At 49.7% G+C, this 16,865-nt stretch carries 17 protein-coding genes; 3 read left to right on the forward strand and 14 right to left on the reverse strand.

Going from position 1 to position 16,865, the window contains the following annotated elements:
- Positions 1–301: 301 nt before the first annotated feature.
- The 13 genes from GALF_RS11945 to istA all read right to left on the reverse strand — a co-directional run bounded on the left by GALF_RS11945 (position 302) and on the right by istA (position 14,041).
- On the reverse strand, positions 302–1,849 hold the full coding sequence (locus GALF_RS11945; protein ID WP_041938079.1) for a hypothetical protein: 1,548 nt from the start codon (positions 1,847–1,849) through the stop codon (positions 302–304).
- A gap of 68 nt (positions 1,850–1,917) precedes the next feature.
- Entirely contained in the window at positions 1,918–2,997 is a 1,080-nt protein-coding gene (locus tag GALF_RS11950; RefSeq protein ID WP_041938080.1) for a hypothetical protein, read from the reverse strand.
- 224 nt (positions 2,998–3,221) lie between these two features.
- Positions 3,222–3,410: an immunoglobulin domain-containing family protein gene (locus tag GALF_RS11955; RefSeq protein ID WP_041938081.1), complete on the reverse strand. Its 189-nt coding sequence runs from the start codon at positions 3,408–3,410 to the stop codon at positions 3,222–3,224.
- A 21-nt stretch (positions 3,411–3,431) separates the two neighbouring features.
- The gene (locus tag GALF_RS11960) at positions 3,432–4,706 is read right to left on the reverse strand and encodes a Y-family DNA polymerase (protein ID WP_013294326.1); all 1,275 of its coding nucleotides are present in this window, start codon (positions 4,704–4,706) and stop codon (positions 3,432–3,434) included.
- Positions 4,707–4,709: 3 nt separating this feature from the next.
- A complete protein-coding gene (locus GALF_RS11965; protein ID WP_013294327.1) occupies positions 4,710–5,150 on the reverse strand; it encodes a LexA family protein in 441 nt (146 codons plus the stop codon).
- Between the two features lie 112 nt (positions 5,151–5,262).
- Entirely contained in the window at positions 5,263–5,904 is a 642-nt protein-coding gene (locus tag GALF_RS11970) for an SOS response-associated peptidase (protein WP_223293701.1), read from the reverse strand.
- A 45-nt stretch (positions 5,905–5,949) separates the two neighbouring features.
- Positions 5,950–8,268, reverse strand: coding sequence for an AAA family ATPase (locus GALF_RS11975; RefSeq protein WP_013294329.1), 2,319 nt, complete (start codon positions 8,266–8,268; stop codon positions 5,950–5,952).
- Positions 8,265–8,693, reverse strand: a complete 429-nt coding sequence (locus GALF_RS11980) for a hypothetical protein (RefSeq protein WP_013294330.1) — start codon at positions 8,691–8,693, stop codon at positions 8,265–8,267. Before GALF_RS11980 ends, GALF_RS11975 begins: the two co-directional genes overlap by 4 nt.
- Positions 8,690–9,115: a hypothetical protein gene (locus GALF_RS11985; protein WP_013294331.1), complete on the reverse strand. Its 426-nt coding sequence runs from the start codon at positions 9,113–9,115 to the stop codon at positions 8,690–8,692. Before GALF_RS11985 ends, GALF_RS11980 begins: the two co-directional genes overlap by 4 nt.
- Positions 9,108–11,198 carry a hypothetical protein gene (locus GALF_RS11990; RefSeq protein WP_041938082.1) on the reverse strand — a complete coding sequence of 697 codons (2,091 nt, stop codon included), beginning with the start codon at positions 11,196–11,198 and terminating at the stop codon, positions 9,108–9,110. Before GALF_RS11990 ends, GALF_RS11985 begins: the two co-directional genes overlap by 8 nt.
- On the reverse strand, positions 11,191–12,039 hold the full coding sequence (locus GALF_RS11995; protein WP_150102613.1) for a site-specific integrase: 849 nt from the start codon (positions 12,037–12,039) through the stop codon (positions 11,191–11,193). Before GALF_RS11995 ends, GALF_RS11990 begins: the two co-directional genes overlap by 8 nt.
- Before the next feature lie 24 nt (positions 12,040–12,063).
- Positions 12,064–12,831 (reverse strand): IS21-like element helper ATPase IstB, encoded by a 768-nt coding sequence (istB, locus tag GALF_RS12000; RefSeq protein WP_013294333.1) that lies wholly within the window; start codon positions 12,829–12,831, stop codon positions 12,064–12,066.
- On the reverse strand, positions 12,821–14,041 hold the full coding sequence (istA, locus tag GALF_RS12005) for an IS21 family transposase (RefSeq protein WP_083777143.1): 1,221 nt from the start codon (positions 14,039–14,041) through the stop codon (positions 12,821–12,823). Before istA ends, istB begins: the two co-directional genes overlap by 11 nt.
- 58 nt (positions 14,042–14,099) lie before the next feature.
- Between istA and tnpA the strand changes: the two genes are divergently transcribed.
- The 3 genes from tnpA to tnpC are packed head-to-tail and all read left to right on the forward strand — an operon-like array spanning position 14,100 to position 16,384.
- Complete coding sequence (gene tnpA / locus GALF_RS12010) at positions 14,100–14,462, forward strand: IS66-like element accessory protein TnpA (protein ID WP_013292711.1); 363 nt, start codon at positions 14,100–14,102, stop codon at positions 14,460–14,462.
- Positions 14,459–14,797 (forward strand): IS66 family insertion sequence element accessory protein TnpB, encoded by a 339-nt coding sequence (tnpB, locus tag GALF_RS12015; RefSeq protein ID WP_013292710.1) that lies wholly within the window; start codon positions 14,459–14,461, stop codon positions 14,795–14,797. The genes tnpA and tnpB overlap by 4 nt, the downstream gene beginning before the upstream one ends.
- 57 nt (positions 14,798–14,854) lie before the next feature.
- On the forward strand, positions 14,855–16,384 hold the full coding sequence (gene tnpC / locus GALF_RS12020) for an IS66 family transposase (RefSeq protein ID WP_013292709.1): 1,530 nt from the start codon (positions 14,855–14,857) through the stop codon (positions 16,382–16,384).
- Here the strand turns inward: tnpC and GALF_RS12025 are convergent.
- Positions 16,368–16,733 (reverse strand): ArsR family transcriptional regulator, encoded by a 366-nt coding sequence (locus tag GALF_RS12025; RefSeq protein WP_050752540.1) that lies wholly within the window; start codon positions 16,731–16,733, stop codon positions 16,368–16,370. The genes tnpC and GALF_RS12025 overlap by 17 nt on opposite strands.
- Positions 16,734–16,865 lie beyond the last annotated feature (132 nt).

Raw genomic sequence — 16,865 nt, forward strand, 5'->3', positions numbered from 1 at the left:
ACATAATCAACAAAATTCAAATAGGCAGCGACTGACACCGTACAAAGGCAACAAGAAATAACCGACTCACTGGCCGAATTTAATTCGGGCTGTATCAGACTATCGACCACCGGACCGGTGAGATTGCCGCAAAGTTGCCTGAGGTACGAAAAAATTTCACCTCTCCTAACCTGCACTTCGCCAACATCTCCTTACGAGACACTGCGGACGTTCAACTTGTTCAATAGCAGGTGACCATTACAGTTTGTGGGATACTCTGAATCTGCTGCTACCGCAACCCTGCACATTTTGGCAGCGAGAGCTAACTGAGTTCATTCAGCTCGCGTTTGGTTCTTCGCTTCCGTGGACGTGATGGAGGCTCAAAGCCAAGAATTTCATACACTTCTTTTACCCCACTAAATTGTTGATTAATTGCACCAACCATCTGACTAGTTTTTTTGTAGGTTTCTTCCGGAAACTTCGTTTTGCCTGTTTTATGCTCATAAAGTAGTTGAATAGGCGACATTTTCCACTCTGAAATTATGGACTGAAATCCATCAAGAATTGCTTCTCGTGTCCAGCGCCTAGTTTTATCAATCACTATTCCCAAGAGTTCGTTTACTGCAACAGAACCACCCGCAAATTTCAAAACAGCATTGTCAATTCTCGCAGCCTCAGCTGCCAGCTTGGTAGAAACCTCCCCGCCTTTTCTAGTAATATGTCGAGCTTGGCCTGGAGTTAATCCATGTCCATCATAAAATTTTTGGTATGCAGCAATAGCTGAATCCTTATCCCATTCAATAGTGCTTACATGAGATTGATCGAGCAGTTTACGTAAATTTCGAATCCCTCCCAGCCACGTCTTAATGTAAATTGAAAGGGTGTTGTAAACCTCACCAGGACGATTTTTATATTTCCCCCTCTTCCTTAACCAACCTTCGCACGGAAACTGTCCATCAGGCATAGTGGTGACAAGATGGCGGCAAAATTCCAGCAGTTCATCCGCATTAGACCAATGAGTTGAATGGATAAGGCGATCTGTGGGTTTATCGAACTGAAACGCATCAATACTACCTATATGCGGCTCTAATATTCCGGCTAGAATTTCCTCATTAAAACATTCTCTAAAATGGATGCCGAGAAAATTAGCATTGCTTTCGTTATAGGCTTCTTTGTGTTCACGCTTAATTTTATAATGGGCTTCAGCATGACCATTTGGTTTATCCCCCCAAACCTCCACGTCAATCCATTCACCATTTATATTCAAAAAGTGCAAATCAAAGAATGCATATTTTGCTGTTGAGTGCCGAGAGTATTCATCAGGGTATCTTTCCCCTCGCTTATGTTGAATACCTCTTGCATACAAGAAATTGGACAGGGCGGCCTCCGGGTGACTCAGCCAACGCATACCATTCCGTGAAGCTACGAAGTTGCTTCCTTCAAAATCGTTTAGTTCCTTACGAAGATCTTCCCATGTTCGTCCGAGATAATAAACAGCTTGTACCAATGATTGCTGTCCATTATCTTGAAACCAAGCAGCCGGTGGCAACATTCCCATTGTTTCTTTAACTAACGTTGCTTCTTTGACAATATGCTCCCATGTCCAGCGTTGCGATAAACGTCCTCGTCGCATCATCGGCATAGTGGCTTTGTATGCACTGTACTGTTCTTGCAAATCTAACTGAATAATCAATGCCTTTTGGTTCACACCATGACGATACAAGTGGTAGTACAAAGCGCCTTGTTTAGAAAGTGCTTCATACGACAATGCCTTGATTCCATCCTGCTCATAGAGGATACTACAGAACTGGAGCAGCTCTTCTTCAGACATCTCTGAAAACTTTTGAATCAACGGAATTTGATGCACCATTCTTCCTTAATATCGTAGCTCCAAGCATCTAGCATCAAACTAAATACTTGACTGTCGTCGTTTTAGAGCTAAAACGCAATTACCAGTTCAAGGCAGGTTAATGCGGCCAAACTAAACATTATCTGGTTGCATTTAAGTAGATATTCAGAGTAATTGATCTTGTGTATGGCTCCAGTTCCTCCACTTCGATATACCACTTTTTGGTTTTCGAGCTTTATTGCTGCATGATGAGAACTGTTTCTCAATGTGCTATCAATACAAGCTGAAAAGGCAGAAAACTCCTTCTGCGACTCAAAAGGAGATTGTCTATTTGCTTTGTTGATTGTTAAATACATCTTTAATGTCATTTCTTTGAATTCATCATATTTTCTGCCCGCAAATAGATTATTAATGCATGCAAGGGTTGTGAAATTTGATGTCAGCGCCTCAAATGCATTTCCATAGAATTGCTTAGTTTCTTTAAAAGAGACTGAAGTTGCGGTTGATTTTTCTGGTAATTTAGTATCGTTCTTTGCATAAAGTTCTGTTTGGGAGAAATCTGAATATACCTTGAAGTATTCGCTAAAGACCTCGAATGCTCTCGCAAAATTGTCTTTATGAAGGTCACTTCTGTAGAAAGTTACAAATTTTCTGGTTTGTGCTGGATTGGAACTTTCCAATGACTTCCAGAGTTGGGCTGCATTTTTTATTAACTCCTCTCCGGCAGGCATTATTAGCCTGACTAAAAAGTCATATATGGCCTCATTTAAGGATGGAGGCTCTTTTAAGCCTAATGCTGTTGAATATTGAATAAGAGCCTTAACTGATAAGTCGCTCTTCCCACTATTTGATAAAGACCATGCCTTCTTGAGGGAATTCCATAGCGGAACAATATTATGATGAGAGCCAAGAACTTGATATATATCGACGAATATAGGGCCGGCACTAGCTTTCTCAGGAAAATTAGGATGCCTTTTATTTAAGTAAAAACTCTTTTCTACGTGTTGCATCCATGGAAAAATCATATCCATATGCAGCATATCATCTGGCACCGGATGGTCTGGGTCTAGATTTATAACCTTACCCTCCTCAGCTGTTTCCTCGCAGTTTTCAATAAAAACAGGCTTAGCTTTTACATTATTAAAGTCAATTTCTAAGCCAGCTATCATGTCTTCGTTGCAGCAAATGCACCTTATGGAGTGACGTTGGCTTGGATTGTTTCCGACCCTAATTCTCAATGTGTATATGGAGTCGCAGGTTGTGCATTTCGCTCTTGTTCTAATAATCACAACACTTTTTTCCTTTACACTTGAATTGAAAAGCTTCGCTCGGCTTTATGCGTGAGGCGCACTCGAATAATGTGTTACCAAAAAAACCGATTAGACCAGTCCATTCATTGAACGAAATACTTCTGCAATTGGCACATTTCCGTAATAGCAACCGAAATTTCGATGGCATAAAGCTGCCGTTCGACACTTCCTTTCGTAGCAGGGAGCATGCCGTCGCCATACTTTAAATCAATGGTAACAAATGATTCGTCTCCTCCTCCGGCACCAATACTACTCCATAAAACTAATATCACACTCACTCTGCTAATTTATTGCTACATCGCCACAGGCAACTCGTCCCAGTCCGTTGTGTAATTCGGTGACTTGCTATCCCGACGCATAGCCCATCTGCGGAGAGTACCAGAAGCTGCGATCGTCATACTGCCTTTACCCATGCGTTGATTGACCAAGTCCATTACCTGCATGAGCTTGTTTGACCGTTCCTGTTCTGCCACATCATCGAATAGAGTCGTCTGGACCGTCAGTTTCGGTTGCAACCCCATCAGTAAAACACCGCTTTTCTTGTACTTAAAACCGGAACGGTAGATAGCCGCCAGCCCCCGTATGGCTGCGTTTACGAGCTTTGTGGTGTCATCAGTCGGATCGCCCAGGGGTACAATCTGTGAAGGCGTGTGTTGCGGGTCCTTTTCCTTAAAGGGATTGGTCTGGATGAATACACACAAGCTGGCGGCGACAGAACCATCCTTTCGAAGCTTCTCAGCGGCACTGGTGGCGAAGTACGCAACAGATTCAGTCAGGTCATCATAATTGGACACTTCCTGTCCGAACGACCGGGACACCATAATCTGCTGCCGTGGCGTGTTGCCGCCGTCCAACTCAATGCAGGAAATGCCGTTCAACTCCTTGACGGTGCGCTCCACCACTATAGAAAACTGCTGACGCATTCGGTTCTGATCCGCAGTGCGCAAATCCTCTACGGTCTCAATTTTCATGCCAATCAGTTTCTCGCTTATCTTGCGACCGATACCCCATATATCACCGACGGGGATAGTCGAAAACAGCTTGCTGATTTGCGCTGGACTGTAGCGCCCGAAATCGCATACGCCATCTTTACCAGCGAAACGCTTCTTGGCACAGTGATTAGCAAGCTTCGCGAGGGTCTTGGTTTCGGCAATACCGACACAAACTGGAATGCCGACCTGCTGCCTGATAGTTTTGCGTATGGTCTGGCCGTAACCGATCAGTGATTTCGGATCGAAGCCCGCCAGGTCAAGAAAGCACTCGTCTATCGAGTAGATTTCCTGCTTCGGCGAGAACGTAGACAGGATCGACATGACCCGCGCTGACAGATCGCCGTACAGGGTGTAGTTGCTTGAGAGCGCGATGATGCCGTGCTGCTTTGCCAGTTTCTCCATCTTGAACCACGGCTCGGCCATTTTGACGCCCAACGCCTTCACTTCATTAGACCTGGCCACCGCACAGCCGTCATTGTTGGACAGGACGACTACCGGCTTGTCTTCCAGTTGCGGGTTAAAGACACGCTCGCACGAAACGTAAAAATTATTGCAATCGACCAGAGCGATAGGCATGGCCTAAATGAACTTCTTAGTTGTCGAGGTAACGACACCCCATACCTGTAATTCCTGACCTTCCTTGAGCACGATTTCACTGAAGTCAGGATTCTCCGGCTTCAGGATCACCATACCATCGCGCCGGATCAGCCGTTTTACGGTCAACTCTGCATCCAATACAGCAATGACGATATCGCCGGACGAGGGATTCAGCGAGCGGTCAACCACCAACAGATCGCCATCGAAAATGCCGGCACCAACCATGCTGTTTCCCTTGGCTCGGACAAAGAAAGTAGCGTCCTTGTGCTGGATCAGGTGCTGATCCAGGCTCAACCGGCCTTCGATATAATCATCGGCAGGCGATGGAAATCCGGCCGGGACCTTGTGGCTGAACAGAGGCGCAAGGATAGGCGGAGAACCTGCAAGGGGGGCGGTTATAGTTTGATATAACGAGGATGGCATGATTTTCAACAAGCAGAACGATCAGCGCATACTAGAGAACGTTCGTTCTGTTGTCAATAAATGTATCCAGCCCCTATTGCACATCGCTCTGACTGGGGCTGTTTCTTACTAATTACGTCGGCCCCGCAACCAGCATATCCGCTGGGTATTCCCTTAAAAACTCGCGGCAGTCATCCACACCCGCATTCATCCAGTCATCGTATTGATCGTCAGGCAGAATCACCACCATACGCTTCTCATCGGTTGGCTTATGAAACAGACACTTCAATGGATGCATGTCGGCGTTGATCGTCAGCATCGTGTAGCTGCGCAGGATGTCACCGTCAGGCGATTTCCAGCCAGTCCATAACCCGGCAATACCCATCGGCTTGCCATCGGCACGCGAAATTCTGGTCTGGATCGCCTTACCGGAACGCCAGTCGGGTTCATAAAAGGCATCTGCCGGAATGATGCAACGACGACCTAATCGCCAGGCATCCCGGTAACTTGGCTTTTCTGCGACTGTTTCAGAGCGAGCATTGTAGGTATGACGTGCAATTTTCGTATCTGTCGCCCAGTGAGGGATCAGGCCGAATGAGCCGGGCAGCAACTCCCGGCTGGTCGCATCTTCGGTTTTGCGTATGAAGCTGCCCAGATATCCGGGCCAAAGGTCTTCCTTCACATCGTCGGGAATGTTGTCGATACTGAAGTGGGACTTCAGAGTTTCTTTATCTTTGACGGATTCGTAATGGCTGCACATGTGCCATTGTAACAACAGCAACTTGATTGACGCGAGGTTCAGGCTAACTGGATAATCAGGCTAAGCCGCTCGCATAGACGCACGCCCAGATTCTTTCCCCATTATCGCGGCCACTAAAATTCGCTCGCGCAAATACGTCTTCCTTTCCAGCGCTAACGAGCCGCGCCTGATGGCCTGCTCTATCAAGCAATTATCGCCGATCATCACAAGCCGTTTGATCGGTCGCGTTACCGCTGTATAAAGTAGTGTTTGATCAATCATATGTGATGCTTCGCTTGGCAGCATTACAAAACATGTGGGCCACTCCGACCCCTGCGATTTATGAATGGTCACTGCATAACCAAGTTGTAGCTTAACGAGAATATCAGAGGTCACAAAAATAGCCACGCCATTGATTTCCATCACACCCAATGCACCGTTCTCGTATTTTGGCATGTCAAACACTTCGGTGATAATACCGAGATCGCCGTTTCTTATGTCCGCTTCCTCATCGTAATTGTTAACCACAACGAGTATTGGGTCGCCTTCAAGCAATTGGGCGCCGGTCGACGTTATCCATGATATCCACCCACGAAACTCATCACGATAATACAACGCAGGCCGATTCAGTCCTGCAGCCCGCTGCAACTGTGCGTTGATATTGTCCACGCCCAACTCACCCTTCTTGATGGGTGATAAGACGATATTTCCAATGCCACCGGCTTCAAGCCATAGCTCAACCAATCTATTGATGCTTGAATTAGACTCAATAGAACAATCATCGCTTTCTAAAAGAGACTTCTGCGTACGTTTAGGTAACTCAAGTTCTGACTCCCTGATGGCAGTCGCGAATCTGTGTATCCCACTCAGTTCACTCTGGCGTTTGACTTGAGTCAGTTTAAAGAAGGGAAACGGTGTGTCCGAGAGTGCGTGGAATATAAGTCCATCGCCAACAGGGGGAAGCTGCGATGCATCTCCAACGAACAGTATGCGAGTAGCGCTGGGCAATATACCAATCAGCTTGTACATCGACAGCAAATCGACCATTGACGCTTCGTCAATGACCAGTATTATGTTCGGTGGCAAATCAGATTTTTTGTCACGCAGATGCGTTACGATAAATTTTGCAATTGTCTGTGCAGGGCGACCTGTGCTCTCAGCCATCCGCTGTGCCGCACGGCCAGCCACGGCCATCTGGTAACATGGTATGCCTTCTGCAATTACATTGAACACTCCTAGGATAGCATTCAGAATTGTAGTTTTTCCTGTTCCTGCCCCCCCTGATATACAGCAAACCGGCGCCATCACTGCGCTAATAACAGCCTCTCGTTGCTCACCGGTTAGCTCGAACTCAAGCGATGATTCGTGAGCAGTGAGAGCTTCGGCAACGCGCCCCCTAGCCAGCCCCTTCTCCCACGCCGCAAGCAACGCATTCGCTCCGGACGGACGCATATGTGCATCCACAAGAAACTGCGCGACAGCGGCCTCCATAAGCGCCTTCCCGTAAACTTGGTAGCCATCTTTGACCTTGACCAGCAATCCTTCTTCGACACCGATATCACCCACACTTTCAGGGGCAGGTGATTTGATCACATGAGAGCATGCATTTACGAGGGTTTTACTATCGATGACTGTCGAGCCGGTTTTTGCAGCGAACCGAACGGTGACGTGCAGCGCCACGCCCGCTGCAACGCAGTTATCGGACATGGACAGGTTCAGCTCGTGAACGATCTGCATGGTTTTTTCAAAAGAAACACCCATTGCCATCAGCAAAAATGGATGTGTTTTCACTTTCTCGATAGCTTCAGCACCGAATATTGCGACCAACTTATTACCAAGACCAAGGGGTAATTGTTGTCCTTCTAGCCACTCAATGGTCTTGTACAGGCTTTCATCGGGCCACTGCTCAAACAAGCGCTGAACCCGATCTGACGACATCCCTGCCACGTCAAGTAGAGCGTCCCTGTCACAATTTTCTATGAGAGCGCTCAAATTATTGACTCGCACTAAGCGATTCGCGATGACACTACCAATGCCCCTGATATTGCTACTGATCCACCGCGAAAGCATTCGCCCGGAAGGGCGCAGGAATTTGATGTTTTCAGCGTCAATCGTATATTCGCTGACAAGGAAGCCGTTAACGACAAACTGATTGAGGTACTCATTGCCGGAGACTTCCCACAGAGAGCCATCAGTGGCCGCCTCTCTGGCGTATTCGGGAAATTTTACGACCAGCGTCTTGTCACGTTTTTTAATTGAACCGTCAAGGTTGACCAAATCGACAGTTGCACATCCCCATGAACGGCACTTTCTGACCTGAACAAGCTGTCGCACATGGGTAACATTACAAGTGGCTATGCCTGAGCGCGCCGAAGGGTCGAAGAAGTGGGCAACGTTCATAGTTTGAATCCCGCCGCTCCACATTCCAGTAAGGCTTGCTGTTCCTTAAAGCCATTTAGCTCAAGACGGAGTTGTCGATTTTCTACTTCAAGCTCAACAATACGCTTTTGCAGCTCACTGTTTTCTGATGAGATTCGACTTGTCTGACCCTGCGCCCTCTCTCGAGCAGCTTCGTGCGCAGTTTTATCGGCAGCTTCACTTTTGAACCAACGCGTATCGCATTCATCTAAAATCGCCCTTAAATTCTTGTTTTGTGTGCAGGCACGCATTGCGAAATCTAGTTCTTCTGCAAGCACACTGCGATTAATCCGATTGTTGTATGCGTACTCATGCCAGTCAAGGCGGATATTTCGTTCCTTGATCCACGCCTTTACCGACTCGATGATCTCAAGAGCCCGTTGTTGGCCATTCTTACCTTTAGTCATCTTCGCTTCACCTCCGTCAGAGGTGTATCAATCCGTGCATTGAGTTTTTCCATGTCAACGAGGGGCATCATGTATAGATTGTGTTGCCAACGTACAAACTGTTCGCTAAGGAGATCATTTTGTTTTTCAAGCCGAGCCACCGTTGATTCAAGGGTGGCAATCTGCTTTTTGGCAAATTCCAACGTAATGTCTTGCTCTTTGCTATTTAAACTCTGATCAGCAGCTTTCAATGCATATTTTTTTGCATTGAAGGTTTCAACCAAAACTGGATAGGACAGTAGCGTATGACGACTAATACGCTTCTCCCCCAGTGCTTTCGCCAGGCGTTCCGCATATAGCTCCCATGTCAGCTTTCCAGACCATTTGTCGAGTTCGTGCAACGCAATAGGTATCGTGTTCTCTGTAATGATGATTTTAGGCATCGTTTTCCTCTAGCAATGCGACCACAGTAGAAATATCAACAAGCCCATTTTCGTTTGGACTGACTCTATAGTTTCCCTGTTCCAAAGCGCGCTTGATCGGGCTGGGATCATGTTCAGGTGGTATGCATAGGATTGCCCCATCAGGAGTGTCGTCAGACTCCAATCTCGTGCGTTGAGCCTTAATATGCACTAGCTTCCATCCCAAATGTGTAACCCACCTGTCAGCACCAAACGTCCCATCTGCGCCATCCACTTTCGCTTTTTCGAATTGTGATGCGACACGTTCCTCAAGCTGCTTTATACGTTCGAGCGTCTTAGGCATTCCTTTAATACAAACATGATCTTTGCATGTCATACATTCCCCTCCCTTAATACAGGGAGACATCGCATAATCATGCGTGCACATGCCATACTCGGTCACATCGGCAATCCCGATGCGATTTAACCCGAGATTTTGATATGAGACAGGTAAATTCAATTTCAATGCCTCAAGCGCGCTAGGCATCTCCGTTAACAGCATGATGTCCCGCGCTTGTGCTTCTCGTTCTTCGGCCGGACGCAAATCATAGTGAGGGTTGTCTTCAATTCGCGCACGTCCGGCCCATTTCGCAAGCTGCCAGCTATCCATCCCGCCACGCTCTGCATTGGTCGACAACCATACCCGAGGCTCGTGAGATGTGAGTTCAATATCAGATGAATCTTCGTTGACAATGCCAAAGCGTTGGAAGATCGTTTTGCCTGGATTTTTGAGTCCGGTACGCGGTGCCAACTGCCAGTTAATCTGATTCACCGATGGTATTACCCAGCTGAAATCTAGCGGCTTGAAATCGTTGTGGAATTCTCGATCTCGGACTAGTAGCAGAGAGTCCCATATTGCTCCATCTGTGTCAGGGAGGCTCGGCCAATCTTTCGAGCTATATTCAGATAGGGTATATTGAGCAAGCTGCTGGTATGTCGGATTGCCATGCACCCTGAGTTTTTTTATCCACTTCCCTAAGCCCAATAAACTCCAGGCCGTACAGGAGTTGAGGTCATTTGTTCTTGCTCCAAGCGATTCAAGCAATTTCAGTTTTGACGGAGCAAAGTTCATTGCACAAGCAAATTCCAGTGCGTTCAACGTTCTGTTTTCTGGAAAATCGGGAGGTGTGATACATCCCTCATGACGATAAAAAATACCGGGATTATCATGGGCGAATTTTGCGGCGGCTCGTGCCGGCGCACCAATTTCGACCAAGCGACGATGCGCTTCAATCACAGCATCCTTCATAACTTCCGGCACCCATTTTATAGTGTCCCCGAAGCCCTTTTCGCCATACCAGCGGATGCCCAGATGACCGCTCTCTGATATATGCAAACAATCAACCACCAGAGAAAGCAATTCGCCCGCACGAGAGGGAGCAAACATCAGCAGTGTCAAAACGCTTGACCAATATTTATCTTCGTTTGTTTCTGCTCTAGAAAAACAGTCTGCAATCGCAGTCATTTGATGTAAGCTAGGACATCTTTCCTGTTGCCAGTCCCTTGATTCCTTGTCAGTTCGTTCAGCTTTTGCCTTTCCTCTCGGCCATGGGTTGACCCACTGAGGAATCGTTGGTGCTATGGTTTTCTCATAAAGAAAAGCGTAAAGCAATTCCATCTGCTGCCCAAGACGGTAACGCAAATCAGACTTCGGATAACGTATGTTGGTGAGCTCCTGAACCTTCTCCTGTACTAAGCCATCCGTTTTAAGGACATCAGCTTCTCCATGGATATCTATCAGAGCATCATGCATCAATCGAAGTACGATCATCTGGTTAGCTATGCTCTTTACCTGCCTTACAGACTGTGTGTAGCGCACACGTGCCTTGGCAAATGTCAAAAATGGCTCATCCAAAGGATCCGTTTTATAAGGATCATTCTTTTCATTGTATTTGGAGAACGACATCGCGTACGCTCTCCTACCCGCTGAGAACATCCACTTGTTTACAGAAAATCCGCCTTGATCTTCATACAGAGTTAGGCCTCTGCAGTGGCTGATGAAATCCGTTAAATTCTGGCTGGAAGCTAGCTCTGGACGCGATTTAAAGAAGGTAATCTCAGCCAATTTCCACCTCTCCACGCTCTTCAGGTTTTGCCTGCTTACACAATAAAATTACTTGCTGAACTGCCAACAGGAGGATATCAGTAGCTTGAATTACACTCTGAGAAACTCCTAACACTTTTTGACGCTTTCGCTCGTTGAGGACTTCTTCGAGAACCTCTTCGTGTGGCGCATCCCGCCAAGGTTGAAAACTCACACACATGTAGCAGGCACGGTAACCTGATGCACAAAATGCGTATGTGCCGCAGTTACCAATAGTGCGTGAATTATCATTCTTCACCCGACTGTGCGGATCTTTCGCTCGGAGAGCATCGCGCTCAGAATTAATTAGTTTACCAGCGAATGCTTGTGCCAGCGGAGCCAAAAACGGCGTCATTATTTCGTTAATTTTCTCTGCCATTTCCTCGGAATTTGCAGTGTAAACGTCGACGTTTTGGGTGTCGGTGTGATCCAGCGCCATGGCTAGTACGACGCCCGAAATACCTCTCCGCGCCAAGTTAGTTCCCTTCGTATACCGGAACCGTCGCGAGGTGAAATTGATAAACTCACCAGTCCTCTCAGAGCGAGCTGTATTCTTTACGGCAACAACCCTCAACAACCTCATAGCAGCCCTAAAAGGCAAATGCAGGTAGTCAGGAATTTCATCTAGGCAAGCAACTAAATGCTCTATGTCTCGAAGCCCCTCAATTCTGTCTTCCGCTAGGAATATGGGAATTTGCTGTTGAATGGATGCAGGAAGTTTCTTGCCAAGCACCCGTTCAACATGACTCTGGGATGCCTCGGCCTGATTTAATAGAATCAGGTAGAGGTCCTCATTTACAGACAATGATCTAAACGCTGTCAATCAGCGTCCAATACTTTCCACCTGTCAGCGTCCAATTGTTTCCACTTTTTCGGCTGGCTGAGAGCGATTTTTGCGCTGCTTGAAGCGGTAAGAATCGTTGCCAGTTTCGAGGATTTCGCAGTGATGAGTGATGCGGTCTAGCAAGGCCGTCGTCATTTTTGCGTCACCGAACACCTGCACCCACTCGCCAAACGACAGGTTCGTGGTGATGATCAGCGAGGTTTTTTCGTACAGCTGGCTGATCAGGTGAAACAGCAACGCGCCACCCGATGCCGGAAACGGCAAATACCCCAGCTCATCAAGAATGACTGCATCCACCAGGCAAAGCTGCCGGGCCAGATAGCCAACCCGCCCCAGCGTTTTTTCGCGTTCCAGTTGATTGACCAGATCGACCGCATTGAAGAATCGCACACGTTTGCCGTGATGGATCGCCGCCACCCCGATGGCGGTCGCCAGATGAGACTTTCCTGTACCCGTACCGCCCACCAGAATCAGGTTGTGCGCCGTTTCCATGAAGGCCGCGCTCGCCAGTTGCTCAATAACCGCCTGCGACAGCGGCGTCTCGGTCCAGTCGATGCCGGTCAGATCGCGATGGATCGGGAAGCGGGCTGCTTTGATCTGATAGCGCAGACTCTTGAGCTGACGATCAGTCTGTTCTGCCGCAATCAGCCGCTCCATCCAGACGTCCGGGCGATGTACCTGCTTCGGCTTCTCGGCCTGCAATTCCCCCCATGCTGTGGCCATGCCGTACAGTTGTAGCGCCTTCAAATTCGTCGTGCAATCAATGGACATTGCGCGCTCCCAGCAGATGGTCGTAGCGCTGGCAATTGGCCAGCGGCTCAGTCTTCAGGGTAATGCCATCCGGCACGTTGTTCACCGCTTCGGGCAAGTTCGGTGAGATCAGACGACGCAACTCGTTCATCACAACCGAGGCATTGACCACGCCGCCCTCCAGTGTCAGCTCGCAGGCAACGGTCAGCGCATCGAGGCCCGCTTCGCCCGCCATCATCAACAATTCGACGAAGGCACGATCTCCCTTAGGCTGCTTTAGAATGCGGTCACGCACCGCCTGAATCGATTTGGGCAAATCCCACGATACAAACGGTGCGCCATTGCGTAGTGCGCCGGGCTTCTTGTCCAGCACCGGCAGGTAATGCCAGGGATCACAGATCAACTGCTCACGGCCAAATAGCCTGGCGTGTGCGGCGATGATTTCGCCCTGTGCCACGATACGGATCTGATCGGCGGTGGCCCTGACCGAGACTGCCTGACCTGCCGCGCTGGCCGGCACACTGTAACGATTGCGATCCACCCTGACCAGGCAGGTTGAGGACACGCGCATCATCTGTTCGACATAACCATCAAAGTGGGCTGTGACTGGCCGCAGCAACGGCTGTTCTTCGGCAAAGCAATCCGCGATTGTGCGCTGACTTTGTGCGGGGTGGCGGCGCTGCGCCAACTCACGACAGCGGGTGGCGAGCCAATCGTTGAGAGCGGCAAAGCAGGCGAAACGCGCCAGCGGCGTGAACAGCCATTCACGCACATTGCCCACCTGATTCTCGACCTGCCCCTTCTCCCATCCTGATGCGGGCGTGCAGGCGACCGGTTCAAACAGGTAGTGATTGGCCAGCGTCAAGAAGCGTCGGTTGAACTGGCGTTCCTTGCCGGTGTAAACGGTATCGACCACTGTCTTTAGGTTGTCGTAAATCAGGCGTGCCGGTACGCCGCCGAAGAAGGCAAAGGCGCGATTATGCGCATCCAGCACCATCTCCTGAGTTTCTCGCGGATAGGCCGCCACGAACATCTGACGACTGTACGCCATGCGGAAGTGCGCCACCTTGATGGTCTGCACAATGCCACCCAGCTCGACCTGCTCCTGACTCCAGTCAAACTGACAGGCGTCGCCCGGAGCAAAGGCCATCGGCACGAAGGCCTCCGTCAGCTTCGGGCCGACATTACCGGCTTTCCAGCGTTTGACGGTAAGCGTCCATCCGCGCCACATTGATTCGTTAAGCGAAAGATAAGAGCATGGTGTCCACCTAATTTAAGTGGACACCATCATGAGTACTACGAATCCTGCACCTCGCCGACGCACGTATACAACCGAGTTCAGGCAAGGACTGGTCGCACAATGCCAGCCTGGCGTATCTGTTTCAAGAATCGCGCTGGCGCACGGTATCAATACCAACCTGCTGCGCAAATGGATCGACCGCTACCGGAATCAACTGCCAGCCTCTGTCTCAGCAGAACCTTCAAAACTGGTTGCCGTTCAAGTCGAATTGCCGGTAAAGGCTCAGACTGAAGCCGCTTGCACTGAGCCCATTGAGATTAGTCTGACCAAGCGCACCACGCACATCAACATCCGCTGGCCAGGCAATCAAGCGCAAGCTTGTGCCACATGGTTAAGTGCGTGGCTCAAATGATCCAGCCGGAACAGGTATTCCTGCACGCGGAACCCGTAGACATGCGCTGGAGCATGGATCGACTGTCATTGCTGATCCAGCAGATTGACGGACGTTCTCCCTGCGATGGCACAGCCTATGGATTCACCAATCGCAATTACTCCCGCCTGAAGCTATTGATCTGGGATGGCACCGGCGTCTGGTTGTGCCATCGTCGCCTGCACAAGGGACGTTTTAAATGGCCTGCACCCGGTGAAACCTTGTTCCAAATGAGCGCGGAACAATGGCGTTGGTTGACAACCGGAGTGGACTGGCAACGGCTGTGTGCATCACCTTCCGTGCAGTGGCGAGTTTAGCGCCTAACCACCTGATGTTAAGTGAGTTTTTTGGCTGGATTTGATATAATCAAGCCCATGAATTCACTGGATAAAACCGATCATTCTGTCACTTCTCAGTCTCGCGATGACGAGATTGCCCGTCTCACCGAACTTGTTCAGTCGCTGAATTCAACGCTCAAAACACAAGATATCAAGATTCAGGCACTGATCCAGGAGGTGGCTTATCTGCGCCGCATGCGGTATGGCGTCAAGAACGAAGCGATGAGCGCAGAACAGCGCTCATTGTTCGAGGATGATGTGGTTCAGGATATCGCCGCCGTTGAAGCCGAGCTACCGGCAACGACTGCAGCACCGAGAGCGCGTTCCGGTCGCCAGACCTTGCCCGAACATCTGGAGCGTGTCGTTGTGCGCCACGAACCGGATTCCTGCACCTGTTCCGCCTGCCAGTCCGATCTGGTCAAGATCGGCGAAGATGTCAGCGAACAACTGGACATCGAACCGGCGCGCTTCTTTGTGATTCGCCATATTCGCCCGCAGTATGCCTGCCGCAAGTGCGAAACCATCACCGCAGCACCCGTGGCGCCTGCGGTAATCGACGGCTCGTTGGCCGCGCCCGGTTTGCTGACCTGGGTTGCCACTAGCAAATATCTGGATCATCTGCCGCTGTACAGGCTGGAACAGATCGCCGCCCGGCAACAAGTCAATCTGTCGCGCAGCACCATGAGCGAATGGATCGGTCGCATGGGCTTTGCCCTGCAACCGCTTGCAGACAGGCTATCTGAACTGCTCAGGCAACGGCAGGTACTGCATGCCGACGAAACACCGGTGAAACAACTGGATCCGGGAGCAGGCAAGACCAAGCGTGCTTATCTGTGGAGCTACCGGAGTAACGATCTGGATGAGGGACCTCCGATCGTGGTGTTCGATTACCAGTGCAGCCGATCCGGTCAGCATGCGCGAGACTTTCTGCATGGCTGGCAAGGAAGTCTCATGGTCGACGACTACGGCGGCTACAAGAAGATGTTTGCCGCCGATGCACAATTTGCTGTTACCGAGCTTGGCTGCTGGGCGCATGCCCGGCGCAAATTCTTCGACCTTCAGGTCAGTGGCGCACATCCACAGGCGGCGGAAGCGTTGCGGCGTATTGCCCAACTTTACGCTGTTGAAGCAGAGGCTCGCGAAATGGACCATGCGGCCCGTGGAGAACACCGCCTACTAAACAGTCTGCCGATACTGGTGGACATGCACGACTGGCTGATCCGCTTACGTATCGCAACGGCTGACGGCAGCGGACTGGCCCGTGCGATCGACTACAGCCTGCATCGTTGGCCCAGCCTGATTCGCTATGCACAGACCGGCAATCTACCCATCGATAATAACCCGGTGGAAAATGCGATCCGCCCGATTGCACTGGGTAAGAAGAACTGGTTATTTGCAGGAAGTGAACGTACGGGCAAACGGGCTGCTGCAATTCAAAGCTTGTTCGCTACCGCCAAGCTCAATGGCATTGAACCGTCCGCCTGGCTGAAAGACACACTGGAAAAACTCCCCGTCTGGACTATGCGCCGCATCGACGAATTGCTGCCTATCAAACCGACTGCATAAACCGGCTCATCCGAACAGGTGGAGCGGCCGGACGCTTACGTTTGACGAAACGCTGCACGCTGTCATAAGCGCCAAGATAACCAATTTCCTGCAACCCTTCGAACAAGCGATGCGCGGTGCGACGGCGCTGCCTGGGGAGTTTGGCTTCTTCAACCAGCCATGCGGTTAACTGTGACTCGAACTCCCCCAATCTGGGAGAGACTGGCTGCTTCCGTGCGTATTTCGGTTCCTCAACGGTATTGAGATGCTTGCGTACCGTCGGGCGGGATAATCCCATCTCGCGAGCAATAGTCGATACGCTTTGTTTTTGTACCGAATGGCGTCGGCGGATTTCGTAAATGATGTCCATGTAAAACACTCCAGATTCCCCGGCTCAAACGCCGGATCATTACATACCGGGGTGGAAACTATTGGACGCTGTTTCCACCCCAAATCTGGAAAGTTTTGCACGCTGTTTGACAGAAATGAGTCATTCAGTTAC

The sequence above is a fragment of the Gallionella capsiferriformans ES-2 genome (assembly GCF_000145255.1).
In the GTDB taxonomy this organism is placed as follows: Bacteria; Pseudomonadota; Gammaproteobacteria; order Burkholderiales; family Gallionellaceae; genus Gallionella; species Gallionella capsiferriformans.

What these genes read in the sequence shown, in the direction of transcription:
- GALF_RS11960 (WP_013294326.1), bottom strand. Translation starts at nt 4,706, where the DNA reads ATGCCTATCGCTCTGGTCGATTGCAATAATTTTTACGTTTCGTGCGAG.
- GALF_RS11980 (WP_013294330.1), bottom strand. Translation starts at nt 8,693, where the DNA reads ATGACTAAAGGTAAGAATGGCCAACAACGGGCTCTTGAGATCATCGAG.
- GALF_RS12025 (WP_050752540.1), bottom strand. Translation starts at nt 16,733, where the DNA reads ATGGACATCATTTACGAAATCCGCCGACGCCATTCGGTACAAAAACAA.
- GALF_RS11985 (WP_013294331.1), bottom strand. Translation starts at nt 9,115, where the DNA reads ATGCCTAAAATCATCATTACAGAGAACACGATACCTATTGCGTTGCAC.
- tnpA (WP_013292711.1), top strand. Translation starts at nt 14,100, where the DNA reads ATGAGTACTACGAATCCTGCACCTCGCCGACGCACGTATACAACCGAG.
- istA (WP_083777143.1), bottom strand. Translation starts at nt 14,041, where the DNA reads ATGTGGCGCGGATGGACGCTTACCGTCAAACGCTGGAAAGCCGGTAAT.
- tnpC (WP_013292709.1), top strand. Translation starts at nt 14,855, where the DNA reads ATGAATTCACTGGATAAAACCGATCATTCTGTCACTTCTCAGTCTCGC.
- tnpB (WP_013292710.1), top strand. Translation starts at nt 14,459, where the DNA reads ATGATCCAGCCGGAACAGGTATTCCTGCACGCGGAACCCGTAGACATG.
- GALF_RS11945 (WP_041938079.1), bottom strand. Translation starts at nt 1,849, where the DNA reads ATGGTGCATCAAATTCCGTTGATTCAAAAGTTTTCAGAGATGTCTGAA.
- GALF_RS11965 (WP_013294327.1), bottom strand. Translation starts at nt 5,150, where the DNA reads ATGCCATCCTCGTTATATCAAACTATAACCGCCCCCCTTGCAGGTTCT.
- GALF_RS11950 (WP_041938080.1), bottom strand. Translation starts at nt 2,997, where the DNA reads ATGATAGCTGGCTTAGAAATTGACTTTAATAATGTAAAAGCTAAGCCT.
- GALF_RS11975 (WP_013294329.1), bottom strand. Translation starts at nt 8,268, where the DNA reads ATGAACGTTGCCCACTTCTTCGACCCTTCGGCGCGCTCAGGCATAGCC.
- istB (WP_013294333.1), bottom strand. Translation starts at nt 12,831, where the DNA reads ATGTCCATTGATTGCACGACGAATTTGAAGGCGCTACAACTGTACGGC.